The 24,933-nt window shown below is 27.5% G+C and carries 22 protein-coding genes and 1 riboswitch; of the genes, 20 read left to right on the forward strand and 2 right to left on the reverse strand.

Annotated features, from left to right (window positions below; translation table 11 throughout):
* Window positions 1-20: 20 nt before the first annotated feature.
* The 10 genes from BUB01_RS09110 (at window position 21) to BUB01_RS09155 (ending at window position 11,889) form a co-directional block, all read left to right on the forward strand.
* On the forward strand, window positions 21-1,121 hold the full coding sequence (locus tag BUB01_RS09110; RefSeq protein ID WP_072986399.1) for an FkbM family methyltransferase: 1,101 nt from the start codon (window positions 21-23) through the stop codon (window positions 1,119-1,121).
* A 26-nt stretch (window positions 1,122-1,147) separates the two neighbouring features.
* The gene (locus BUB01_RS09115; RefSeq protein WP_072986400.1) at window positions 1,148-2,203 is read left to right on the forward strand and encodes a glycosyltransferase family 2 protein; all 1,056 of its coding nucleotides are present in this window, start codon (window positions 1,148-1,150) and stop codon (window positions 2,201-2,203) included.
* A 38-nt stretch (window positions 2,204-2,241) separates the two neighbouring features.
* Window positions 2,242-3,063 carry a beta/alpha barrel domain-containing protein gene (locus BUB01_RS09120; protein WP_072986401.1) on the forward strand — a complete coding sequence of 274 codons (822 nt, stop codon included), beginning with the start codon at window positions 2,242-2,244 and terminating at the stop codon, window positions 3,061-3,063.
* Between the two features lie 10 nt (window positions 3,064-3,073).
* A complete protein-coding gene (locus BUB01_RS09125) occupies window positions 3,074-4,870 on the forward strand; it encodes a thiamine pyrophosphate-binding protein (protein ID WP_072986402.1) in 1,797 nt (598 codons plus the stop codon).
* Window positions 4,871-4,949: 79 nt separating this feature from the next.
* Window positions 4,950-5,603 (forward strand): HAD hydrolase-like protein, encoded by a 654-nt coding sequence (locus BUB01_RS09130; RefSeq protein ID WP_072986403.1) that lies wholly within the window; start codon window positions 4,950-4,952, stop codon window positions 5,601-5,603.
* Between the two features lie 802 nt (window positions 5,604-6,405).
* Window positions 6,406-7,683, forward strand: coding sequence for a phenylacetate--CoA ligase family protein (locus BUB01_RS09135; protein WP_278337127.1), 1,278 nt, complete (start codon window positions 6,406-6,408; stop codon window positions 7,681-7,683).
* 67 nt (window positions 7,684-7,750) lie between these two features.
* Window positions 7,751-8,878, forward strand: coding sequence for a 3-dehydroquinate synthase II domain-containing protein (locus tag BUB01_RS09140; RefSeq protein ID WP_072986405.1), 1,128 nt, complete (start codon window positions 7,751-7,753; stop codon window positions 8,876-8,878).
* 36 nt (window positions 8,879-8,914) lie between these two features.
* On the forward strand, window positions 8,915-10,243 hold the full coding sequence (locus BUB01_RS09145) for a phenylacetate--CoA ligase family protein (protein ID WP_072986406.1): 1,329 nt from the start codon (window positions 8,915-8,917) through the stop codon (window positions 10,241-10,243).
* A gap of 47 nt (window positions 10,244-10,290) precedes the next feature.
* Entirely contained in the window at window positions 10,291-11,058 is a 768-nt protein-coding gene (locus tag BUB01_RS09150) for an amidohydrolase family protein (RefSeq protein ID WP_072986407.1), read from the forward strand.
* A 6-nt stretch (window positions 11,059-11,064) separates the two neighbouring features.
* Complete coding sequence (locus BUB01_RS09155; RefSeq protein WP_072986408.1) at window positions 11,065-11,889, forward strand: 2-amino-3,7-dideoxy-D-threo-hept-6-ulosonate synthase; 825 nt, start codon at window positions 11,065-11,067, stop codon at window positions 11,887-11,889.
* 95 nt (window positions 11,890-11,984) lie between these two features.
* Here the strand turns inward: BUB01_RS09155 and BUB01_RS09160 are convergent, their stop codons facing one another.
* Window positions 11,985-12,554 (reverse strand): hypothetical protein, encoded by a 570-nt coding sequence (locus BUB01_RS09160; RefSeq protein WP_072986409.1) that lies wholly within the window; start codon window positions 12,552-12,554, stop codon window positions 11,985-11,987.
* Between the two features lie 403 nt (window positions 12,555-12,957).
* Here BUB01_RS09160 and BUB01_RS09165 point away from each other — a divergent pair, with 403 nt between their 5' ends.
* The 10 genes from BUB01_RS09165 (at window position 12,958) to BUB01_RS09210 (ending at window position 23,763) form a co-directional block, all read left to right on the forward strand.
* Window positions 12,958-13,530 carry a hypothetical protein gene (locus BUB01_RS09165; RefSeq protein ID WP_072986410.1) on the forward strand — a complete coding sequence of 191 codons (573 nt, stop codon included), beginning with the start codon at window positions 12,958-12,960 and terminating at the stop codon, window positions 13,528-13,530.
* A gap of 277 nt (window positions 13,531-13,807) precedes the next feature.
* The gene (locus tag BUB01_RS09170) at window positions 13,808-14,794 is read left to right on the forward strand and encodes a Gfo/Idh/MocA family protein (RefSeq protein ID WP_072986411.1); all 987 of its coding nucleotides are present in this window, start codon (window positions 13,808-13,810) and stop codon (window positions 14,792-14,794) included.
* A gap of 65 nt (window positions 14,795-14,859) precedes the next feature.
* Window positions 14,860-15,705: a hypothetical protein gene (locus BUB01_RS09175; protein WP_072986412.1), complete on the forward strand. Its 846-nt coding sequence runs from the start codon at window positions 14,860-14,862 to the stop codon at window positions 15,703-15,705.
* 173 nt (window positions 15,706-15,878) lie between these two features.
* Window positions 15,879-16,598, forward strand: a complete 720-nt coding sequence (locus tag BUB01_RS09180) for a hypothetical protein (RefSeq protein WP_072986413.1) — start codon at window positions 15,879-15,881, stop codon at window positions 16,596-16,598.
* A gap of 243 nt (window positions 16,599-16,841) precedes the next feature.
* Window positions 16,842-17,075, forward strand: a complete 234-nt coding sequence (locus BUB01_RS09185) for a hypothetical protein (RefSeq protein WP_072986414.1) — start codon at window positions 16,842-16,844, stop codon at window positions 17,073-17,075.
* Between the two features lie 529 nt (window positions 17,076-17,604).
* A riboswitch (cobalamin riboswitch) is annotated at window positions 17,605-17,796 on the forward strand.
* Between the two features lie 157 nt (window positions 17,797-17,953).
* Window positions 17,954-18,796, forward strand: coding sequence for an energy-coupling factor transporter transmembrane component T (locus BUB01_RS09190; protein WP_072986415.1), 843 nt, complete (start codon window positions 17,954-17,956; stop codon window positions 18,794-18,796).
* 5 nt (window positions 18,797-18,801) lie between these two features.
* A complete protein-coding gene (locus tag BUB01_RS09195; protein WP_072986719.1) occupies window positions 18,802-20,427 on the forward strand; it encodes an ABC transporter ATP-binding protein in 1,626 nt (541 codons plus the stop codon).
* Window positions 20,424-21,113 carry an ECF transporter S component gene (locus BUB01_RS09200; RefSeq protein ID WP_072986416.1) on the forward strand — a complete coding sequence of 230 codons (690 nt, stop codon included), beginning with the start codon at window positions 20,424-20,426 and terminating at the stop codon, window positions 21,111-21,113. Before BUB01_RS09195 ends, BUB01_RS09200 begins: the two co-directional genes overlap by 4 nt.
* An 87-nt stretch (window positions 21,114-21,200) precedes the next feature.
* Entirely contained in the window at window positions 21,201-22,943 is a 1,743-nt protein-coding gene (locus BUB01_RS09205) for a prenyltransferase/squalene oxidase repeat-containing protein (RefSeq protein ID WP_072986417.1), read from the forward strand.
* A gap of 13 nt (window positions 22,944-22,956) precedes the next feature.
* On the forward strand, window positions 22,957-23,763 hold the full coding sequence (locus BUB01_RS09210; protein WP_072986418.1) for a hypothetical protein: 807 nt from the start codon (window positions 22,957-22,959) through the stop codon (window positions 23,761-23,763).
* A gap of 280 nt (window positions 23,764-24,043) precedes the next feature.
* On the opposite strand, the gene BUB01_RS09215 is transcribed toward BUB01_RS09210, so the two are convergent.
* Window positions 24,044-24,913 (reverse strand): AraC family transcriptional regulator, encoded by an 870-nt coding sequence (locus BUB01_RS09215; protein WP_072986419.1) that lies wholly within the window; start codon window positions 24,911-24,913, stop codon window positions 24,044-24,046.
* Between the last annotated feature and the right edge of the window lie 20 nt (window positions 24,914-24,933).

Below are 24,933 nucleotides of genomic sequence, written 5' to 3' on the forward strand. Positions count from 1 at the left end.
TAATGTTAATGGAGGAAATTATGAATTATATAAATAAGATAGAAGAAGCTATAAAATATGCAATAGATACAAATTATGAAATATACAATAGGCAAATTAAAGTAAGAACTCGATTTAGTGAGGCTAAAAATATTTGTATATTTGGAACAGGAGAATTTTTTGATGATTGTTTTGGACATCCAGGGTTTGATTTTCAATATGTTTGTGATAATGATGAAAGCAAATGGGGAAAAACTTTTAAGGGAAAGTTATGTATATCCCCTAATGAATTAATGAAAATTGAAGATGTGGTAGTATTAATTATGGTTGGAAATTATCCACCAATCTCGAAGCAATTGGATGAACTCGGAATTGAAAATTATTCATGTGATGAAATATTTTTAAATGTTTTTGATAAGCATTATGACAAGCAATGGTTTATAAATCAAAAAGACCAAATTATACAAGTACTAGATATTTTTGAGGATGAATATTCGAAAGAAGTATATGTTGAGGCACTATGTAATAGAATAGCACCTCATATAGCTTTTAAAATATTTAATGAAATTAAAATACCAGGAGAATATTATAATAGTGGGGTTTTCTCACTTACAGATAAAGAGTATCTTGTAGATGCAGGTGCATTTGATGGTGATTCATCAGAATCATTTATTAAAGCTGTAAATATGAAGTTTGGGAAGATATATGCATTTGAATTAGAACAAGATAATTTCAAATTATTGAAAAACAAAATGGAAATATATCCAAAAGAAAAAATAGAATTATATAATTTAGGCGTATATAATACAGACAAAGTTTTGACATTTGATGGAGGAAAAGAGGGTTCTCATATAATTGATGGAGGAAATAAAACTGCTAAAGTGGTAAGATTAGATTCGGTGCTTAAAGGGAAAAAAGTTACGTTTATTAAGATGGATGTAGAAGGTTCTGAATTAGCAGCATTAGAAGGTGCTATAGGAATAATCAAAGAACAAAAACCTAAATTATCCATAAGTGCATACCACTACCTTTCAGATTTATGGACCATTCCATTGTATATTAAAAAAATTAATAGTGAATATAAAATATTTATGAGACATCATGCCCCAACTGTATGGGATACAGATTGTTATGCATATTAATCAAATTATATGTGGGGGAAATAATCATGAATAAAAAACCACTAGTTAGTATCTTAATTCCTAATTATAACTATGGACATTACTTAGAAAATTGTATTGAAAGCGCATTTAATCAAACATATCCTAATATCGAAATAATTTTTCAAGACAATAATTCCACAGATAATTCATATGATATTGCACTTAAATATGAAAAAAAATATAGGGGGACACATCGATATTTCTCTGTCGGAAAAAATAAAAGAAATCTTGGTAGTGATATTAATTCTAATATTTGTAGAGAACGTTCAGAAGGGAAATATTTAATGTATTTATCATCTGATGATGCAATCAAACCAACCTGTATTGAACGCTGTGTTGAAATAATGGAAAAATATAATAATGTTGGAATGGTTATGACTCATAGAGATGAAATCTATGAAAATGGAGTTAGTACTAAAACACCCTCATTTTACAATAAAAGTTGTATAATACCGGGCGAAGAGCAAGCTGCAGTATTCATGATGGCAGGAATAGCAGTTCCATCTCAATTATTATTAAGACGTTCTACTATGGATTTGTTAATAAAAAGAAGAACAACTGCATTTCAGGTGGCTGGAGATTGGTACAATAATTTTCTAATGGCTTGTTGTGGGGATGTTGCATATATTAATGAGGCATTATGTTATTATAGAGTTCATACAGGAAGTGAAACATCAGAATCAGAAGAAAACTTATTGGGGATTTTTGAACATTATCAATTAATTAATTGCTTTAAAAATACTGCTGAAAGTTTTAATTTAAAAAAACCACTTGAGAGGTATGAGGAAGCTGTAAAAAAGTTAGGTAGTATGTGTTTAAGATATACAGTGAAGATGCTTAAAGCTAATAAAATTGATTCTGCAAAAAAGTATTTATATATAGCACCAGTTTTTGATGAAAGTATTATTAATAATAAAATATATATAGATTTAAAGGAATGCCTAGAATTAGACATGAAAGAGCTTAAAAATAAACTAGAAAAAATATCTACACTAACACGTAAGATTTCTTATGAGCCACCAGAAGGATCTGAAATAATAGAAATGTATACCGTCAAGTAATTTTTTTGAACTTTATCAATAATCTGGAGGATATAATTATGGTTAAAGAAACAAAAGTTTTTGATTGTACCATAAGAGAAGTAGGCTATCAAACAGGCTGGTATTTTAATAAGGAATTTGTGAGAGATCTATACAGATTTTCAATTGGAAAAGGAATAGACTATTTAGAACTAGGATTTTTCCACAATATACACCATGATATTGGAAAAGGTGAATATAGATATTGTAGCACCAAAAATGATGAGATCAAAAAAACACTTGAATCTATAAAAAATATTACTAAACTTTCAGCAATGAGAGATATTCAAAGACCATTATCAAAATTACTACCAAAAGATGAAAGCATAATAGACGCTATAAGAATTTTAACAAGATCTCATGAAACAGATTTCAAAATTTTAAAAGAACGTGTAGATGAAATAAAAGGTTTAGGATATCAGGTTTTTATAAACTTTACAAGTTCAGGATATAATTCCATAGACAAAAATAAAAGCTTTGCTGAATTTGCAAAGAAAAATGATGTAGAAGTTATATATTTTGCAGATACAGAAAGCGTAATGACACCTGATTATGTTATAGACAGTATAAAAGCTTGCCATGATTTAGGGGTAAAAGTTGGCATGCACTTTCATAATAAGAATGGTACTGCTGAACTTTTAGCAGATACAGCAATTAAAAATGATGTTGACTATATAGACGGCACTTTACTTGGACTAGGTGGAAAATGGAGAGATGGAAATTTAACAATGGAATATATATTAAATAAAATGAATGTTAATGGTGGCTATGAGCTAACTAGATTAAGAAATGAGTTAATAGAACAATTAATAATGTTTAAAGATTTTTCTGCTGCTGAGTAAGGGGGAAAAGATGATCAAGTTATCAGATTATGTTATTAAATTTATAGAAGATTTAGGAGTAAAGCATGTTTTTATGATACCTGGTGGAGGAGCTATGCATTTGAATGACTCATTAGGTAGAAGTAATAAAATAAAATATATATGCAATTTGCATGAACAGGCTTCTAGTATAGCTGCTGAAGCTTATGCCAGAGTAACTAATAATATAGGTGTAACACTAGTTACTACAGGACCAGGCGGTACTAATACTATTACAGGAGTAACTGGTGCGTGGATAGAATCAACCCCTATGCTTATAATTTCTGGTCAAGTAAAGATTGAAGATCAAATTAGAAATCAAAATATAAGACAAATGGGAATGCAAGAAGTTGATATAGTTTCTATTGTAAAACCTATAACTAAATATGCTGTTATGATAGAAAAACCTGAAGATATAAAATATGAACTATTTAAAGCTATACACATAGCTAAAAGTGGAAAACCAGGTCCAGTATGGATAGATATTCCTTTAGATATTCAAGCGGCTTATATAGATGAAGAAAAGCTAAAATCCTTTTATATAAAAAATGAAGAAAAAAAATGTGATGAAATTATACTTGAAGAAATTATAGATTTAATAAATAATTCAGAAAGACCTGTCTTGATGGCTGGGAACGGCATAAGAATATCAGGAGCAATTAATGAATTTATTAATCTCGTTGACATCTTAGATATACCAATTGTTACAACTTGGAATGGAATAGATTTGATTTGGGACTCTCATAAACTTTTTATGGGGAGACCTGGATCAGTAGGTCAACGTGCAGCAAATTTTGTTCAACAAAATTCTGATTTATTTATATCAATAGGTGCTAGATTAAACTTATTACAAACTGGCTTTAATTATAAAACCTTTGCTAGAGGCGCAAAAAAGATAATGGTCGATATAGATGAAAATGAACTTAAGAAAAAAAATGTTTCCCCTGATATACCTGTTTGTATGGATGCCAAAAACTTCATAAACTTACTTTTAAAAAATAAAAATAAAATTAAAAAAAGGAATAGACAAAGTTGGATAAATATATGCAATACTTGGAAAAAGAAGTATCCTATTGTGCTAGAAGAATTCAAGGAACAAAAGCAATACGTTAATACTTATGTTTTTATTGATAAACTATCTGATATTCTTCCAGAAGATATAGTGTTTGTTCCAGGAAGCTCAGGCACAGGATTAGACGTTACTATGCAAACTTTTAAAGTTAAAAAGAAACAAAGAGTTTTTGCAACTAAAGGATTAGCCTCAATGGGCTTTGGATTACCAGCTTCAATAGGTGCATGTCTTGCAAGCAATAAAAAAATGACTATATGTGTAAATGGCGATGGCGGCTTTCAAATGAATATACAAGAACTGCAAACAATAAAAAATTTAAACTTACCGATAAAAATGTTTATATTAGATAACAATGGCTATTCTACAATAAGAGCTACACAAAAAAATTTTTTTAACGAAAATTTCGTAGCTTCAGGAGTCACTAGTGGTCTAATTTTACCTGATTTAAAAAAAATAAGTTGGGCCTATGGTATTAAAAGTGAAATTATAGAAAGTAATGATGAAATAGAATATAAAATTAATAAAGTCTTAAATTTTGATGGACCTGTTATATGTATATTAAAAGTAGATCCAGATCAACCTATCCTACCAAGACAATCATCCTATCAAAAGGCAGATGGTTTCATGGAATCTAGACCATTAGAAGATTTAAAACCATTTCTAAGCAGAGAGGAATTAAAAGAAAATATGTTAATTGGTTTGTATAAAGAAAATTAATAATTATATTTCAAAAGCTGAATAAAATAGCCAAAAATAAATAATAAAAATCTCTTAAAATATTTTTGGAGGAATAAAATTGGTAAAAAACTTATTATTTGATTTTGATGGCACTATAGTTGATACAAGCGAAGGTATTATAAAGTCTATAAATTATGCTTTTAATAAATTAGGTTTAGATATAATAAATAACACTGATATCAAAAAAGTAATAGGACCTCCATTAGAAGAAATGTTTGAAATACTCCTAATCACCAAAAATAAAGAACTTATAGATAAAGCTATTCATTACTTTAGAGAAAGATATTCTAAAAAGGGATTATACGAACTAAAATTATATGATGGGGTAGAAGAGACTTTAGAATATTTATATAAGGTTAATATAAATATGTTTATAGTAACTTCTAAGCCCTATGAATTTACTAAAACTATATGTGAAAATTTAAATATACAAAAATTTTTCAAAAATATCTCTGGATCTAATTTAAATGGTGAACTTAAAAGTAAAGGAGATAGAATAGGTGAAACCATAAGTAATTACAATTTAAATATAAAAGAGACACTAATGATTGGTGATAGACAAGAAGATGCTTTTGCCGCTAAACAAAATAATATAAATACAATCGGAATGCTTTATGGATTTGGTACAAAAATAGATCTTGAGAATTCAAAATGTAAATATTTTTGCAAAACATTTAATGAATTAAAAATATTTTTTAAAAATAAAAGTTAATAATAGGTAAAATTAAAAGAAATTTCATTTAACCAATATTGCAATTGTGCGAAAAAGATATTTTTTATTTTAAAATATCTTTTTTTAATTTTCAGTTTACTTTTCTATATAAGTCTCACAGATACCTTCAAAATATTACTCAATACTTTTCCTTTTTAAAGTAGCATTTTTTATCATTTTCCTTAAAACTTTTACTGTTATACTAAGAATTGTTGGTGATGAAAAATTTATTATTTCTTCTTTAAATTTTTCAGAAGTTTTAGTATTACAATATGAAAAACCGTGTTTATATCTCTTTTTTACAATATTTTATCATCTTCTTCTGAATTTTTTTTCACCTTTTCTTGCAACTCTTTTTAAAATCACTTTATATTTAATATTTATATTATTATTAATCCTATCAATTTTACTAATTTAATCTATATAATTATTCATTTTACTAACCCTTGAAACTGACAAAACATTACTTTATTTTTAATATAATTGTTTTCTCATTTATATGGTTTATAATTCCACATTTTTGTTTTTCTGCAACTAATATATTATTTTTTGCACGTATTCATCCTTTACAAATCTATTTGACGTTAAATATTTTTATAATTTAATAAAATAAATATTCCTAATATCCTTTTTATAGAAATATATTAATTTTTTTCATTATAATACATTTAAAGTTAATAATTTCGAATAAATACTTACAAAATATTATTAATTTAATATTTTAAGGGTCATTTGTTAAATTATTGAATTTAATATATTGTATAAATATACTAAAGATGAAATTAAAACAAATTTGCAAATTTTGTTATTTAATAGTATAATACATTCATATTTAGCAAAAAAATACACTTTTTCAAACTTAAAGGAGGTAATTATGGACAGTAATTCCCAATTAATAACAAAATTGAATTCAGCATTACAAATTGCTACAAAAGCCAACTTTTACAAGGACAGGCTAGGTAATATTGAAATTAAATCTTTAGATGATTTTTCAAAATTACCTTTAACTACAAAAGAAGACCTTCGAAAGCTAAAACCAATGGAAGCTTTAACTGTAGATATAGAAGACCTTTTCCAATATCACGAATCTTTTGGAACAACAGGAGAACCTGTTTCAACTTGGCTTACTGAAAAAGATTTTAATGCTTATGGAGATCAACTAAATGAATTTGGAGTAAATTTCAAAAGTACAGATATTGTATTAAATAGATTCCCATATGCTATTTCAGTTCCAGCTCATATCTTTACCAATGCAATTCATAAGAAAGGAGCTTGTGTTATACCGGTTAGTAAGGCCTCAGCAATTTCACCATTAAAAAGAGTTGCTAATCTAATTTATAAACTACGCCCAAGCATTCTTACTGGAATTCCAGATGAATTAATAAAACTTAATAAAGTTGCTAAGTTTATGGACATATCCCTTAAAGATCTTGGTTGCATTAGAGCAATATGTACTGCTGGAGAAATGCTTTCTGAAGGAAGGAAAGCTAAACTAGAAAGCATCTTTGGAGCTAAAGTCTATAATTATTATGGATGTACAGAGTGTGGAAATATGGCTGCAAGCTGTGATGAGGGACATCTTCACATATCAAAAGACTTTTATGTTGAAATTTTAGATCCAGTTACTTTAAAACCAGTAAAAGAAGGCAAAGGTAAAATTATAGTAACTACTCTAAATAAAGAAGCTTTTCCGATGATAAGATATGATTTAGGCGACATAGGTGAAATTAAATATGAAAAATGTAGCTGTGGAAATGATAGACCAGTGCTTATTCACCACGGAAGAGAAATCGATTTAATAAAGACTTCTAAAGGCACAATTACATTTAAAGAATTACAAGAAGAAATATTTAAATTACCTAATTCTGTAGTAGGTGATGTATTTAGAGTAAAAATTCAAAACGATGAGGTTATAGTAGAATGTGAAGCTGATGAAGAACTTGATAATTCAAATTCTAATTTAAATTTACCAATAGAAGTTAAAATTAAAAGATTTAATCATGGAGAAATCCTTAATATAGATAATCTTATAGAAATTAAACCAATTGCTAAACCAAAATATGTAGAATATGTAGATTAATTTTCAAAAAATAATATGCTTACAAAAAAAATTAAAAATAAATTAAAGTTACTTTAGGAGGTTAATTATGATTAACAAAAAAGATTTATGGTTTGATGTTACAAAATTAAATGAGGGAGAAATTAAATGTTTAGTACCACTTGCTACTAACAATGGTTATGAGGGCTTCTTTATTACACCAGATCAAACTGATGTAGTAAGAATGTTACCAGCAAATGCAAAAGTATTACTTTCTGTATGCAATGAAAATACTGAAAGAGCATTAGAAGTAGTTGAGGAATTAAAAGATAGAGAAGTAATTGTATTCTCTGAAAGTAGAGAAGTATTAAACAAATTTGATAATGTTGATACAGGGTTATTCTTAAGTGTAAATGATAGAGAATCATTAGATAATACTGTTGAAATGTCACATTATTATAAAAACATAATAATAGAATTTAAGTCTGAAACTAACATTCCGTTAGAATTAGTACTTGCATTCTCTCAAAAGAATAATTGTAGAGTTTGTAAAAGGGTTTTTGAAGGAAGCGATGGTTGGGTAGCTTCAATGGTTATGGAAATGGGAAGTCATGCTGTACTTTTAACATCTAAAGAAATGAAAGATGTTTTAGAATTGAAAGAACAATTAACAAAACTTGGTGAATACAAGATGGATGTTAAGGAATTAACAGTTGTTGGTATTGAGCATATAGGTATGGGAGATAGAGTATGTGTAGATACTACCTCATTATTAAAAGAGGATGAAGGTTTAATCTTAGGTTCTAACTCATATGGTGGAATTCTTGTAAGCTCTGAAACTCACTTCTTACCATACATGGAACTTAGACCATTTAGAGTAAATGCTGGTGCATTACACTTATATTCATGGTGCAGAAATGATAAAACAGCGTATCTTTCTGAATTAAGAGCAGGTAGCGAAGTTATGACTGTTGATTCTAAAGGAAATACTCGTTCAGTTTCAGTTGGCAGAATAAAAATGGAAAGAAGACCTTTACTTTTAGTCAAAGCTCAAGATGATGCTGGAATAGAAGTAAATGTTATATTACAAGATGATTGGCATGTTAGAGTAATAGGGCCTAATGGAGCTCCTTTAAACTGTACAGAACTTAAAAAGGGTGATAAAGTTCTTGGTTATACTTGTATTCCTGGTCGTCATGTTGGTATAAAAATTGATGAAAATATAATAGAAAAATAAGTGACTATTTTAGAATTATGTTAGAAGGTGACTGTATTGTTAATAATCAATAATAACTTTATTAGTACAAAAGAGAAACTGGGTTTTTTATATAATTTTATTAATAATAACAAAACAGAATACACAGAATTTTCTGTAGAAGAAAAAGAAGAGTATACTTTAGAAGCTTTAAAATCTGTATGCAATTGGGTTTTTAACAATAACAAATTTTATAATAATGCATTTTCTAAAGCTGACATAGGCTTAGATGCCATTAAAACATTAGATGACTTTAAAAAGATTCCTTTTTTGACTAAAGAAGATTTACGTAAAGACAAATATTATACTTGCTCTATACCTTCAAATGAAATAGCTCAAGTATTTTCATCTACTGGTACAACCGGAGGTAAACCTATATATATGTTTCATTCTTGGGAAGATTTATATATAAGAGATCTTTCTATGAGCAACAAACTTTTTGATATACTCTCTGAGGATGTTGTATTAAATGCATTACCTTATGAAATGAGTTCTTCTGGGCTTTCATTTCATAATGCATGCCAAAGTAAAATAGGTGCAACAGTAATATCTACTGGAAAAGGTGGCTTTTATTCAACTCCTGAAAAAACAGTAGAAATTATTCGTGACTTAAAACCTACTATAATTATAACTACGCCAACTTATGCTATGTATATAGGCCAAATGTTAAGAGAAGCTATTTCTGAAAGTAATGAAAGTATTAATGTTAGAAAAATATATCTTACTGGTGAAGGTTGTTCAAAAGCATTTAAAAATCGTCTTGAAAACCTTTGGGATTCAAAATGTTATGCTTTTTATGGCTCTCTAGAAGCTGGTCAAATAGGAGTTGAATGTAGTGATGGTAGTGGTTATCATATATACGGTTCTCATACCTATGTAGAAATAGTGGACCCAAAGACAGGAGAAGTATTACCTGAGGGCAGTAATGGAGAAGTTGTTATAACTACATTACTTAGAAAAGGTTCTCCACTTGTAAGATATAGAACTGGTGATTTAGGCTATATAAAAACTATAGATTGTGCCTGCGGTATTAAGGATAAAAAGTTATTTTTAATTGGTAGAACTGTACAGCAAGTAGTTTTAAATGGCAAGGATTATTCTCCTATCTTCTTAGAACAAATGCTTTTATCAATGAATGAAGTTGGTAATGACTATAGATTTATAGTAAACAAAGACAATCTTACTATAAAAATAGTATTAGCTAAAGGTTATAAATGTAATGACTCAATTATAGAAAATATAGAAAATACATTTATGAAGCTTACAGGAATAAAAAATAAAGTCATTGTAGTTCCTGAATTCCCTAGATGTCCAGGTAAAGTTATACGAGTACTTTACGAAGACTAGCCTAAATTAATTATACTATTTTTATAGATTTTAAGGAGGTGTTATATATGATTATAGATGCACATGCTCATATTACGGCCAAAAACTACGGTTCTGTAGAAGCTTTAATTGAAAGATATGATGAAATAGGCATTTCTAAAGGTGTTTTAGTTCCTGGTGGAATGATTGATGTAAGAATGATGGATAAAGTTGTTTCTGGTGAAAAGCCAATTGCAACTAAGCCTATACCTAACTATTTAGTTAAAGATGCCATGAATAAATATCCAGACAGAGTATTTGGTTTTTTCTGCGTTGACCCTAATGACGGTGAAGTATCTATTAATGAGTTTACAGATGCAGTAAAAACTCAAGGGTTTTGTGGATTAAAACTAGCTCCGATAGTTCATAGGTTCTCGCTTAAATCTAATATAGTTAAAGAACTTGCAAGAACTTGTTCAGAACTCGAAGTACCTTGTTTCTTTCACACAACAGATTTTGAAGGTTCTTTCACTAAAGATTGCCATGACTTAATTAAAGATTGTCCAAATACAAAATTTATCTTAGGTCATATGGGTTTTGGTTTTTCTGATAGTTTATCTATTGAATATGCTAAAAAATTTGAAAATTTATATTTAGAAACATCTTGTGCTTCTACTTCAATTGTTAGACAAGCAATTCAAACTTTAGGAGACACTAAAGTAATATTCGGTAGTGAATATCCAATGGATGATCCATTTTATGCCTTGTCTAAAATAACATGTTTGAAATTAAGTGAAAAGTCATTTGAGAATGTAACTTGTAATAATATATTAAATTTATTACAGAAAAGAGGTTAATATTATATGAGAGGTAAATACAGTAGATTAAATAAAATATTCGATCCAAAATCTAAAAATACAATAATCGTACCTATGGACCACGGAATAACACTAGGTCCAATTAAAGGTTTAGAAAATTTAGATAATAACGTTCATAGACTAGCTCAAAATGGTGTAAATGCAGTTCTAATGCATAAAGGTATGATAAATAGTTGTACCGACTATAATGCTTATAGAAATGTGGCAATGGTAATGCATTTATCTGGTAGCACTATGTATACACCTAACTCTGGTTTGAAATCTATTACAGGTAGCGTATATGAAGCTATTGCATTAGGTTGCGATGCTGTTTCTGTTCATATTAATATTGGTGATGCTGATGAAGGCAAGATGTTCAATGATGTAGCTAATATTTCATCTGAATGCCTTAAATATGGTATTCCCCTAATTGCAATGGTCTATGCTAGGGGAAAAAATGTTATAAATGAATATGCTGTTGATGTTGTAAAACATTCAGCTAGAGTAGGAGCCGAACTAGGTGCTGACATTGTTAAAGTTAATTATACTGGCTCTATAGAGAGTTTCCAAAGTGTTGTTGAGGCATGTCCTATTCCTGTAGTAATTGCAGGAGGGAATAAGGTGGACTCTGAAGAAATGTTTTTAAATAATATATATGATGCTATGAAGGCAGGTGCCAGAGGGGTATCCATAGGAAGAAATGTATTCCAAAGCGATAATATGGACTACTTAACTAAGGCTATCTCTGATATAGTACACGGAAATAAAAGAATTGAAGCTGTTATAGAAGAATTTAAATTTAACGTAAATAACAAGTTTTCAGTTGTATAATTCTTTTAATTAAAAAAATAAAAAGAGTATAAATAGATCTATATAACTATCTATTTGTACTCTTTCTATATTTAAATACAATAATATTAGCTTTCTTAAATTATTGTATTATTTTTTATATTCTCATTAAGTAAATTTATTAAATCGTATAATGAATCTGCTAAAACTCCATTTGGATCTTCATTTAAGTTTCCAAAGCATCCCCATTCACAGTCAATCCACTCAACCTTTCCATTATCATTATTGAAAACTAATAATATCTCACCTCTACTACCATATATATTTCCAATACTTATTCTTCTACCAAAGTCATATCCGCCTGTCCAACATTCAAAACTATTCTTTATATAATCTTCTATATCTACAGCCTTACTTTCTATCCCCTCAAGCGTTACTATTATCTTTTTATTTTGTTCCTCAAATTCAAACCAGTTTCCCCATTTATCAGTTGATTTTATTTGATTTGGTAAAATAACACCTTGAATTTCACAAAAATAGAAACTACTAAAAAATTCTTTTAATTCTTTATGAAGGGAAAATCCTAGATTTTCCTCAACCTTTAAAAAATTAATTTCATCTTTTAACTCACGTATCTCATTATTAAGGTTTTTATCAACCTCATCTATGTTAGTAACAAATTCCTGTATAATTTCTTTTATACTCATATAGTTTCCTCCATAATTAAACTAAATTTAAAATTCTATATACTCCAGATAGGTTTACAATTATGTCTCAATATACATAATTATAACATATATAAAATTTAGTATTAAGTATTTAAATAACATTGATGATAGCTTTAATATTTATACTTTAATCCATGTAAATTAAAAAACAAGCTCATATACATTATATTGAATTTAATGCTATAATTAACATATTAACAACTTATAATTCAACATATTGTTGTAATATACTATCACATTAAACTCTTTATAAAACATAATTAATCTTAAAAGCACTATTATGAAAGGAATATATAAAAATGAAAAATAAAATAATTGTAGGGTTTGGATACCCTTGTCAAAAGCTTATTCTCCATGGAAATTAAAAAGGAGGTTTTTACTTATGTTTTATCCATATAATAAACGCTTAAATAATGTAAAAGATAAACCTACCATTATTACATATATAGGCGCTTTTACCATTTTTATTTTATTCGTGTTACTATCCTTTGTAAATAATATTCCCTTAACACCTCATATACGTAAGCTACTATTAATAGGAGGAATTACATTTCCTATTCTTTTTATACTTATATCCTTCATTCCCTCTAGCTATACAACTTCTTTATCTATTGCTAGAAACAAACCTAAAATAGAACAAATGCTTAAAGAAGGTAAAAAACTTGGCGCTACTATTACTGATGATGAGCTTATTTTGCGTGGATTAATTAGTTTTTGTAAGATGGAACTTGAAGATGATAGGGGCGAATGTGAAGCAGAAGTTATTATTAAACTTGAAGATATTAAAGAACTTTTAATAAAGTGTAAAGGTACCAGTGTTATATTAAATTTTAGAATGAATCTTAATAATTATAATTTATCCCTATCAAATCACTTTGATAACTCTGTAGAACTAGTAAAAGAATTAAAACAAAAACTTAATAAAAAAGATATCCTATTTAGATGTAATTTTTAAAAATATTAAAAAGATATGATTAAGATTATAATCAAATTATTTTAAGAAAAACTTAACACATAATGAGTTTTAATAACAAGATTGATATAACATATATAAAAACTTCATATAATTATGTTTGCAATTAGTTAAAAAAATGTTTACATAGCGTAAATTGTCTTAAATTTTCCTATATGTTATCATTTATATACTAGTTAAAATGATTTATTTAAACTATGTGTAAATAAAATTAATTGGTGTATAATTCTGTACACTAGATATACAAAGGAGATTTAAAATGATTAGATTTGCTATAATAGGTACAAGTAAAATAACTGAAACTTTTCTTAAAGGAGCTTTCTTAAATAAAGATTTTTGCTTAAATGCAGTATATTCAAGAAACGAAAGTACAGCCAAAGAATTTGCTAAAAAATACAATGCAAAACATACTTTTACAGATCTTAATAAAATGGCCCAAAGTGATTTAGTAGATGCAGTTTATATAGCTTCTCCAAACTCTTTTCATGCTTCTCAAAGTATCTTATTTCTTAAAAATAAAAAACACGTTCTTTGTGAAAAACCCTTTGCTTCAAATAGTATAGAAGTTTCTGAAATGATTAAAACAGCAAAAGAAAATAATGTTTTATTAATGGAAGCAATGAAAACTACTATATTACCTAATTTTCAAATTATAAAAGAAAACTTACATAAAATAGGACAAATCAGAAAATATGTAGGAAACTTCTGCCGCTACTCATCAAGATATGATGAATATAAGCAAGGAAGGGTATTAAATACCTTTAACCCTGTATTCTCAAATGGTTCTCTTATGGATATAGGAGTGTATTGTATTGCTCCTATGGTCAATCTTTTTGGAAAACCTAAAGAAATAAAGGCTAGTGGCCTTTTACTAGAGTCGGGGGTTGATGGTGAAGGAATTGTTAGTCTAAAATATGATAACATGGAAGCACTAATAAACCACTCAAAAATATGCAACTCATATTTACCTTCTGAAATTCAAGGAGAAGAAGGTAGTATAATAATAGAACAAATTAATAGTTTTGAAAAAGTAAAAATAATATATAGAGACGGTAATACAGAAGAACTATCAACTTCACATGTATCTGAAAATATGTATTATGAAGTAACTGAATTTATTGATTTAATAAATAATAATAAATTTGAATCCAAAATAAACACCTTTGAAAACTCCAAAATAGTTATGGAAATTATGGATGAAGCTAGAAGACAAATAGGTTTATCTTATCCTGCTGATATTATATAACTTTTTAACGATAGGGAGTTTTATACTTTCTTATATATTAAATAAATTTACTAAAGGAGATACTGATGAATTTAATTATAAACAAAAGTTTAACTAATGAGGGAAATGCTTTTAATGAAGATATCTTTGGATTTAACGAAAACTCAGCTTGGTTACTAGACGGTTCTACAGGCCTTAATAAAATTAAAGTAACTAATTCTGATACAGATGCCAAATGGTTTGTTAATAAATGGAATTCATATCTAAAAGAAGCCTTATTAGAAGATGGACCTTTGTTAGATATATTAAAAATTGGAATAGACACTATAAAAAAAGAGTATATGAAGTTTAGTGGTACAAACTCTTTGGATAAGGTTGATTATCCGTCTTCAACAATAACTATAATTAGAAAGCTTGATAATCATTTAGAATATTTTATCCTTGGGGATTCCCCTCTAATATATAGCTATAATAATGAGCTTCGTTTGATTCAAGATAGTAATATAGAAAGACTTGACGATGAAGCTAAAGAAAAAATATTAAGAATATCTATGGAAAATAATTTAGATTACTTAGATGCTAAAAAAGCTAACGAAGATATTCTTATAAAAAATAGATACCTTAAAAATACTAATAATGGATATTGGATATTAGAATTTGATAAGAACGCTATAGATAATGGAATTTATAATAAAATAGAACTAAAAGATAAATTTGAATTTTTTATTCTAAGCGATGGATTCTCTAGGTATTATGATACTTTAGACTTAGCTAATAATTATAAAGATTTCTTCTATAAAGCAAAAAAAGAAAATGTAAATGAACTTCTAGAAAAATTGAGAAATAGAGAGCTAATAGATCTTAATTGTAATGTATATCCAAGGTTCAAAGTAAGTGATGATGCAACATTACTATTTGGAGAAATAAAGTAATTAACCCCAAAGACTTTACTTGCTACTACAAATACCAAATGATATTAAAAAATATATCTATATAATATAATTAAATATACTTTGCCTTCTGGTAATATTTCTCTTATAAGGATTGATATTCTAAAGATTCTAATATTAAATCCGATAATAATTATTAGAAGGGGGATGTAAGTGTGAATATTTCAACTGTAAACCAAAATAATAGCTTTTTTAAAACTGCCAATATAAGTATTAATAAAAATGAAGAAGCTAATAAAAAAAATGAAAATTTAAAGGCAGATAATAATTTAAAGGTAAAGAAAAAGTCCTTAATAGAAAATCTACAAGAACAAATAACTAAACTGAAGGAAAGTAAGTCGAAAATTAACGGGAATGACAAACTATCTGCCGATGAGAAGAAAGCTCAACTATTAACTATTGATGAGAATATAAAAGAACTTGAAAAACAAATTCAACAAGAAAAAGTCATTGAAAAACAAAAAGAATTAGATAAACAAAAGGAAAAGACTGAAGAAAAAGCTCAAAAAGAGGCAGCAGAAAGAGATAGACTTAATGGAGATAAAGTTAAAGATGGTGTTATAATTTCAAGAAGCCTTGTTAAATTAATAGAAGCAAAAAATTCTATGGGAAATATACATCAATTAAATGCTACTAAAGCACAATTAGGAGTTGAAGCTTCTTATTTAAACATGAGAAAAGTTCATAAAGAAAGTGGTTCTTTTAATGCTAAACAACTTTCTAAACTACATAGTGCTATGTCTAGTTTAGAAAACGCTTCAAACAATGAACTTAACAAAGTAATTAATAATATAAAAGTTTCAGAAAAAAGCAAAGAAATAGAAACAACAAATAAATCTAAAGAAGAAAATGAAGAAAATTTAGATAATAACTAAATCGTATATTAATAACATCATATAAAAAGGTATATTGAGAATATAAGAAAACTAAAATTTACTTACATTCTCAATATTTCTTATCAATATCCATCCTATGAAATATTAATTTCATAGGATTTTAAATTTATAGCTTATATAATTTTCTTTGCAAAAAACAAAAGCATTCAATCAATTCTAAAAATATGTTTAATTAGCTTCCAAGATGATAGATATTAATAATAGGACAAAGGGGGGACAAGCATGAACAAAAAAACTACCATATGTAAAATATGTAATTGTGAGATAAAAAACCAAGAACCTCGATTTTATTTTCCAATACTTCCACAATGGCATGATTTATCAGATTTAAGTCAAAACATATTGCATGTTCATTGTGTTAAATCAATTGACAGTGAAAGAGAGATTGGCAATTCATTGGCTAGGATTGTGCAAGATTTAGCTGAAAAATCAAAATGGGTGCCATTTCAGAGTTAAACTATCTAAGGCTAATAAACCTATTGAACTGCGCAAAAATAGAAACTTTTTTTGAAGATTCAAGGTGCAACAAAAACATTTGAAGAAGAATGAAGAATATTAAATCACAATATATTTACAAAAACTGCATATTATATTTGTGTTGAAATAGAGTGTTTTAAATTAAAAGAAATACCAGATTTTATATATGATAAATTAGATTTTCATATTAACAATGATGATTTTAAAGGTTATACTAATAAAAATGATCTAGAAAAATTATTACAAGATATAAATGAATGTAAACAATTAATGAGAAGTAAAAATTATAAGGTTATAGAATCAAGCTGTGGCGCAAAATCAAGAATTGAACATATTATTAGTTTGAAGCCATAATTAAGGAAATTTTTTAAATGCATAATCATAAAAAATAACTAATAGTAGATCTGATGTAACGACAGTCTAGTCAATGCATCAGCCTTCACTATTTTATAGCATAAAAATTAAGCACTTAACTTAATATAAATACAAGTTGCTATTATTGTAAGTATATAGTAATATAGTAATGTAATTGAATATCAGTATTCATTGAGGGAATGTGGTTAGATGCCACAGCAGCCCCCGCTACTGTAACCATGGACGACAAATAGATATACCACTGAGAAATTTTTATAAATTTTCTTGGGAAGGTTATTTGAAGGATGAAGTGGAAGCCAGGATATCTTAATGAATATGGGGTTTATAACCTATCTTCGGAGGGAGGATGTGGCTTATTTTCATATGTAAAAAATTGTATTTTGCGTATGCTTATTTGTCGTGTTTAAAATTCTAAAGGTAGTCTTTAGAATTTTTTTTTTGCTTTATGAGATATTCAAAAAATCAATTAATAGGAGGATAGAATGAATGAAAAAACATACCATGTACTAACTCCAATAATAGTGTTTATTTTAATGCTAAGTATTATATTTTCAACAGATAATTTTGTAATCATAATAACTATAATACTTTTTAACTTACTCATATTAAAAATTAAAAATCAAAAAGAAAAAATTAAAAATAGTCTAATTTACTTCTTACCCTTTGCACTTTTAATAATTTTATTTAATTGCTTATTTGTAACCGCAGGTTCAAAAGTTTTATTCGAAATTTTTGATAAAGTATTTACCTTAGAAGCTTTAATATATGGTGCAATAATGAGTGGAAAACTTTATGGCGCAATATGTACATTTTTCTTTTTAGATGTTTTAGTAGATTCAGATAAAGCTGTATCATATTTTTCTCATAAATTACCTAAATCTACTTTGCTTATTATGGTAGGAGTGAAACTTATACCAAATTTAAAAGAAAGATTTGAAAGATTAAAAGAAATTTATATTTTAAGAGGAATAGATTTTAATGAAAAGAGCAAGTTTAAGCAGGTTAAAAACTATATGCCACTTATGCTAATACTTTTAGAAGATACGCTAGATCAATCCTTCATTATAGGCGAAGGAGCATATGTTAGAGGATTCTTAAGTAATAGAAGAACCTATTATATGAAAGAAAAATTTGAAAAACAAGATTTTATAATAATAACCCTATCTTTAGCTACATTAAGCATTTATTTAATTTCTTGCCATCTAGGATATATGAAATTTGATATATATTCTGGAGTTAAGTTTAACAATTGTATAAACCTAGGTGTATCATCACTGTTTTTATGTTTCAATTTGATTTTTATAATTATGTTTTTAAGGGAGTAATATTAATGGAGTTTATTAAAATAAACAATTTAAACTATAAGTATCCTGATAAGCAAGAATCTTCAGTCAAGGATATTAATTTAAGTTTAGACAAAGAAGAAATATTATTGGTATTAGGAAAATCAGGTTCAGGAAAGTCTACACTATGCAAGGCCTTAACAGGAGCTGTTCCATATTTCTATGGAGGTGAAATTTCAGGTGAGGTAAAGCTTTATGGAGAGAATATAGAAAATATGCCTCATACTGTTAGAGCATCTAACATAAGTATGGTTTTTCAAGATCCAGAAAAACAGCTTTTGATGAATAAGGTACATAGGGAAGTTGCCTTTGGTCTTTCTAACATAGGTGTGGAAAGTAAAGAAATTAGAAGAAGAGTATGGGAAACACTTGAATTTATCGGAATAACTCATTTAGCTTTTAGAGATATAAAAACACTTTCCGGCGGAGAAAAACAAAAAGTAGCACTAGCTTCTGCATTAGCTTATATGCCTAGATGTATAGTTATGGATGAACCAACATCTCAATTAGATCCAGTAGCCTCTGAAGATATTATTAATTTAGTAAAGAAAATAAATGAAGACTTAGGAATTACATTTATTGTAGTAGAACAAAGAGTAGATAAGTGGTTTTCTCTAGCTGATAAAATTTGTTATATGGAAGATGGAAAAATAGATTTTTTAGGCACAAAGGACGATTTTTATAAAAAAGCTAAAAATGAAAGAGAACTTTTTCTTCCTGATTATTTAAGGTTACAAAAATTGTGTAAAATTCAAGATTACAGTCTTTCTATTAAGCAAATAAGGAAACTTTTCAGAGAAAAATCTAAAGAATTTTTGCAAACTAAAAAAAGTATTGAAACTAAATTAGGTGAGACTGTAATAGAAATAAAAAACTTAAGCAGTGACTATGAAGGCTTATCAGTATTAAAAGATATTAACTTTATATTAAAAAAATCAAGCATATTAGGGGTTATGGGAGAGAATGGAGCTGGTAAAAGTACCTTAATGAAATGTATTATGAACCTTAAAGATTATAAAGGAAATATAAAAATATTAGGTAAAGATAATAAAAAGGTTTCATTAAAAGATTTATCTAAATATGTTGCTTATGTTTCTCAAAATCCTAATGATTATATTTCAAAAGATACTGTTTATGAAGAACTTAAATTTACATTAGCCAATCATGGAATACAGGACGAAAAATACATTGAAGATATTCTTAAAAATCTAGATATTTATAACATTAAAGATCAAAACCCAAAAGATTTAAGTGGAGGACAAAGACAAAGAGTAGCTATAGCAACCATGCTAGTACTTAAACCCAAAGTCATTATACTTGATGAACCTACTAGGGGTTTGGACAATAAGTTAAAAGAAGACTTGGGTGAGCTTTTATTAAAACTAAAAAAGCAAGGTTCTTCAATAATAGTTATAACTCATGATATGAATTTTAATTACACCTATTGCGATGAATTAATGCTTCTTTTAAATGGTGAAATTGTTGCCTCAGGAACTAAAGATGAAATAATAAAAAATAGTATTTTTTACTCAACAAATATAAACAAAATATTAGGTGGCCATATGTATAGCTTAAAATCTGTTACATCTTCTATGTGTGGTGAAAAATTATGAAAAAGTTAGGAATTTTTATTGGAATATTATCTGTAATTGCAATTATGATATTAACTTTAATTCCGAGTCTAAAGGAAAGCTTTGGATTAATTTCAACCTTTGGCGTTTTATCTATATTAGTCTCAACTTATATATATTTTGAAAAAAGCAAAATAGGAGTTAAGGAAATTGCATTTTTAGGAACTCTCTCTGGATTTATAGCTATGTCTAGAGTAGTTTTTGCACCATTACCAAATGTTAAACCTGTAACCTTTTTAGTAGCTGCAACAGGCTATGTATTTGGGGTTTATGAAGGCTTTATAGTAGGAGCTACTTCAGCTTTTCTCTCAAATATATTTTTTGGACAAGGCCCCTGGACTCCATGGCAAATGTTTTCTTGGGGACTTGTTGGCGCTATTAGTGGAGTTTTAGGTAATAAAAATAAAGAAAGAAATATGGGAATATTAAAATTCTCAATTTTATGTTTTATATTTGGATTCATGTTTGATTGGATAATGAATATATGGCACATAGTGGTATTTCTAAAGACTACTAATGCTATAGAAATCTTAGGTGTTTTCATAAGTGGATTACCTTTTGATATTTTACATGGAGGAGGAAGTTTTATCTTCTCTATGATTTTCTATGAAAAAATATTGAAGATATTTAAAAGATATAGAAAAAAGTTATATGTAAAAAGAATTTAATGACTTTTAAATTAGTCAAAATTTGTTCAATTAATAATTTAATCATTTATATAAACTTTAAAATAAATTTATTGGAGGAATAAAAATATGAAAAAGATTTTTAAAAATAAGATTTTATCCTTATTAGTATTAACTATATTTACTATTGTAAACTTAATATCCTTAAATAGCACAATAGTAATGGCTCAAGATATTAAGGTATCTCAAAGTGATATTCAAAAAGAATTAAATTCTACTTTAGAGTACATGAAAAAAAATAATAAAGATGAATGGAGCGCTATAGATTTACAAAAGTTTGGAGTAAAACAAGATGCTTCTGAGGTTAAAAATTGGGTTAAGACTCATGGAAGCAAAGATAAATTTTCAGGGGCAACTTCTTATGAAAAATCAATAATGTATCTTGTTTCACAAGGATATAACCCTTATAACTTCAATGGTATGAATTTAGTAAATGAATTATACAATAATTTAAATTTAAAAACATTTTATACCTTTGGAGATGCCTTTGGTGTTTTTGCTTGGGATTTTGCAAATGTAAAAGGTGAATATAAGAATAATAAAAATGTTTTATTACAAGAACTTATTAAATCTAAAATAGATGATAATACAAACGGAGTTACTTCAGCAGCTTGGGGCTGGGGAAGTACAGATATAGATACTACTGCAACAGTGCTACTAGCATTAACTATGTCCGATAATAAAACAAAGGAAATAAATGATTTAATTGAAAGTGCAGTAACAACTCTTTCAAAGCTACAAAATGATAATGGATGTTACACAAATGCTTGGGTTGGTGGAGATTCAAGTGAAAGCATTTCATTTACAATATTATCTTTAACTGCCGCAGGAGTAGATCCTCAAGGAGAAAAGTTCAGTAAAAATGGTGAAAACTTAGTATCTGCCTTACTAAAGTTTAAAGGCGAAAATGGTACTTTTAAACACTTAAAGAAAGATACTGAAGATAATTATATGGCTACAGAAGAAGCTTTTAGAGCTCTTATAGCATTAAATGAATTTTATAAAGGAAATAAAGCACCCTACAATTTTTATAAAACAGACATAAATGCTTTGAAACTACCTGTTTACAAAGAAGAGACTAAAAACTTAGAAGATATAATTATAAAAGGTGAAGAAGCAACTATTCCTTTAAACGATAAAGATTTAGATCAAAAAGTGATTATGGAAACTAATAATGGTAAAGCAAGCTTTATTCTAAGAGATTTAGGATTAACCGTTTTAGATAATAATAAAGATTTAAAAGTTAAATTTAATTCAAAAGATATAGATAAAAATAATTCAACCTTTAGTTTTCTAGCAAGCTTAATTCAATCAAATGATGAACAAGCACTTATATCATTTGATGAGCCAGTAAAAATACAAGTAAAAAACAATTTAAATCCTAATGCTGAAAAATACATGTTAAATGAGAAGCTTAGTGATGGTACTTATAATGAACTAAAAGAAATATCCCCACAAGATGATGGAGATTTCCTTGTTGATGTATTTGAACCAAGAGAATATAAAATAGAAGCCATAGGTGATAAATCACAAGATACCAAGGATGAAAATAAAACTCCACAAGATAATAAAAATACAAACTCAAATGATAAAAATCAAAATAACAACAAACCATTAGATGATAACAAAACTTCCCAATCATATGTAAAATCAACTTCAAAAGAAACATCAAAAGAAGCTTTAGAAAAAAGTAATGCTGAACTTAAATTACCACAAACAGGATCTGTGGTAAATCCTGATTCAACAATTGCACTAGGATCATTATTCCTATTAGCTGGCTGTATTATGTTAATAAGAAAAAGTGCTAAATAAAGAAGGTATATAAATGAATAAAAAAAAGAAGATTGGTATAATAATATCATCACTTATAATTTGCATTTTAATGTTTATAGGAGCGGTAAAAGGAAATGAGATCTTTACTGCCTCTAAAGTAGCTAAATCAGAAAATACTCAAGATATTAATAAAGAAAAAATAGCAATATCAAATACTGATAAAGCAAGTGAAGAAAAAGCAACTATTAAAGAAGATAAAAATGATAACGAAAAGGTTAATAAAGAAAATGAAGCTAATCAAAATAACTCAAATGAAAGATCACAATCTAATGAAGAAAAAATAGCTAAAACAGATAATGGAGAAAACTTAGCCTCAAGTGATATTAATAGTAAGGAAAAAAAACAGGTAACTTCTGATAATACAAATACTACTGATAGTAATAGTTCTTATAATACTACTGCTACCATAGAAAAAAAACAACACCAAAATGAAACTAGTAACCCGTGGGATAATTTACCTGAAGGAACTATATTATTTTATGACACTGTAAATAATAAAACTATCTCAAAAGCAAAAGGTGATTATAATGGGGTTAATATTGCTAAGCTAACAAAAACGCTTTTAAACAAATCAGGAATTTCTTATGAATGTACTGGTATAAGTGATGCAACAACCTATTTTGCTATGATTGCAGGACTTAGAGAAAAGGAAGCAGGCTCTCTAAGTGGTTGGTGTTATTATATAAAAAGGAAAGGAAGCAATAGCTTTATTAAACCAAATGTTTCAGCAGGACAATCTACTTTTAATAAAGGGGATATTGTAGTTTGGAAATATTTAAGTGATGGTGTAAATAATTAAAAACGCTAAGTCACAACTTTCAATCGGCTGTATCATATAGCTTTTTAAAGCAAGTATGATGCAGTCTTATTTTTTTCACTATCTTTCATATGAATAAGTTCTATTAACTAAAATTAAGACTTAGTTAGTGGAACTTAAATATAGAATTTTAATTACAAAATAATGTCACATCTAAATATATAATCTTTTTTAACTCATTAAAATACAGCTCTTAAAATTAAATAAACTTTAAAAGCTGTAACAATCATAACTTAACCTTACTTTTCAAATATAACTTTTATTATTTTTTAGGTATTATAGGTATCCAGATTTCACTCTTATAATCCTCTAACGAAGAATCTCCAGCTGGATAGCGTTCTAATTCTGGTGTATTTCCATGCTCATACCCTGAAGATGGAAACCACTCTGTATAAATTCTCTTCAATAGACTTTTCATTGAATCTGGCATAGGCCCAGTACATTCAAAAATAGCCCATGTGCTTTTGGGTATAATAAGCTCTTCCATATCTTTAGGAACATCTTTATCAGTTATACTAGCAATAAAATAATCAAATGCCTTATCTTTTTCAGAATAATTAGCACAAATACCATAAATATCGGAATTTTCTCCTTTATTCATAAGTGAAACAATCTCTTCACACTTTCCACTTGAAAAAACTTCTCTCCATAACTTAGGAACTTTAATAAAGTTTTGATCATCTACGGTGCTAATTTTTTCTTTTATCCCTACCACTCTAAATCTATCTTTTTCCTCAATCCTATAATTCATTTCTACAGCCCCTTTAATTTGAATTTGAAAGGAAATACGTGGATAAGCTTTTAATGAAACTCCTTTACTTCGAGCAAGTTTTGGTGTTATTCCATGTAGAGATTGAAAAGCACGTGTAAATGCAGTCGGCGAATCATAACCATATTTTAAAGCTATATCAATAATTTTAGCATCTGTCTGTCTAATCTCAAAAGCAGCAAGCGTTAATCTTCTACGTCTTATATATTCTGCTAGCGAAACATCTGTTATATAAGAAAACATCCTTTGAAATTGATATGTTGAACAATACGCTATTTTAGCTGCTTCTTCATAACAAATATCTCCTGTAAGATTATTTTCTATATAATCTAATGCATTTTTCATTCTATTAACCCAGTCCATCACTACCATCCTTTCAATTA

Origin of the sequence: Clostridium cavendishii DSM 21758, from assembly GCF_900141845.1 — a bacterium.
Classification (GTDB): Bacteria; Bacillota; Clostridia; order Clostridiales; family Clostridiaceae; genus Clostridium_AG; species Clostridium_AG cavendishii.

Bases quoted from the DNA above. Each gene is read 5' to 3' on its own strand.
- BUB01_RS09110 (WP_072986399.1), top strand. From the start codon at position 21: ATGAATTATATAAATAAGATAGAAGAAGCTATAAAATATGCAATAGAT.
- BUB01_RS09115 (WP_072986400.1), top strand. From the start codon at position 1,148: ATGAATAAAAAACCACTAGTTAGTATCTTAATTCCTAATTATAACTAT.
- BUB01_RS09120 (WP_072986401.1), top strand. From the start codon at position 2,242: ATGGTTAAAGAAACAAAAGTTTTTGATTGTACCATAAGAGAAGTAGGC.
- BUB01_RS09125 (WP_072986402.1), top strand. From the start codon at position 3,074: ATGATCAAGTTATCAGATTATGTTATTAAATTTATAGAAGATTTAGGA.
- BUB01_RS09140 (WP_072986405.1), top strand. From the start codon at position 7,751: ATGATTAACAAAAAAGATTTATGGTTTGATGTTACAAAATTAAATGAG.
- BUB01_RS09150 (WP_072986407.1), top strand. From the start codon at position 10,291: ATGATTATAGATGCACATGCTCATATTACGGCCAAAAACTACGGTTCT.
- BUB01_RS09155 (WP_072986408.1), top strand. From the start codon at position 11,065: ATGAGAGGTAAATACAGTAGATTAAATAAAATATTCGATCCAAAATCT.
- BUB01_RS09160 (WP_072986409.1), bottom strand. From the start codon at position 12,554: ATGAGTATAAAAGAAATTATACAGGAATTTGTTACTAACATAGATGAG.
- BUB01_RS09165 (WP_072986410.1), top strand. From the start codon at position 12,958: ATGTTTTATCCATATAATAAACGCTTAAATAATGTAAAAGATAAACCT.
- BUB01_RS09170 (WP_072986411.1), top strand. From the start codon at position 13,808: ATGATTAGATTTGCTATAATAGGTACAAGTAAAATAACTGAAACTTTT.
- BUB01_RS09175 (WP_072986412.1), top strand. From the start codon at position 14,860: ATGAATTTAATTATAAACAAAAGTTTAACTAATGAGGGAAATGCTTTT.
- BUB01_RS09185 (WP_072986414.1), top strand. From the start codon at position 16,842: ATGAACAAAAAAACTACCATATGTAAAATATGTAATTGTGAGATAAAA.
- BUB01_RS09190 (WP_072986415.1), top strand. From the start codon at position 17,954: ATGAATGAAAAAACATACCATGTACTAACTCCAATAATAGTGTTTATT.
- BUB01_RS09195 (WP_072986719.1), top strand. From the start codon at position 18,802: ATGGAGTTTATTAAAATAAACAATTTAAACTATAAGTATCCTGATAAG.
- BUB01_RS09200 (WP_072986416.1), top strand. From the start codon at position 20,424: ATGAAAAAGTTAGGAATTTTTATTGGAATATTATCTGTAATTGCAATT.
- BUB01_RS09205 (WP_072986417.1), top strand. From the start codon at position 21,201: ATGAAAAAGATTTTTAAAAATAAGATTTTATCCTTATTAGTATTAACT.
- BUB01_RS09210 (WP_072986418.1), top strand. From the start codon at position 22,957: ATGAATAAAAAAAAGAAGATTGGTATAATAATATCATCACTTATAATT.
- BUB01_RS09215 (WP_072986419.1), bottom strand. From the start codon at position 24,913: ATGGACTGGGTTAATAGAATGAAAAATGCATTAGATTATATAGAAAAT.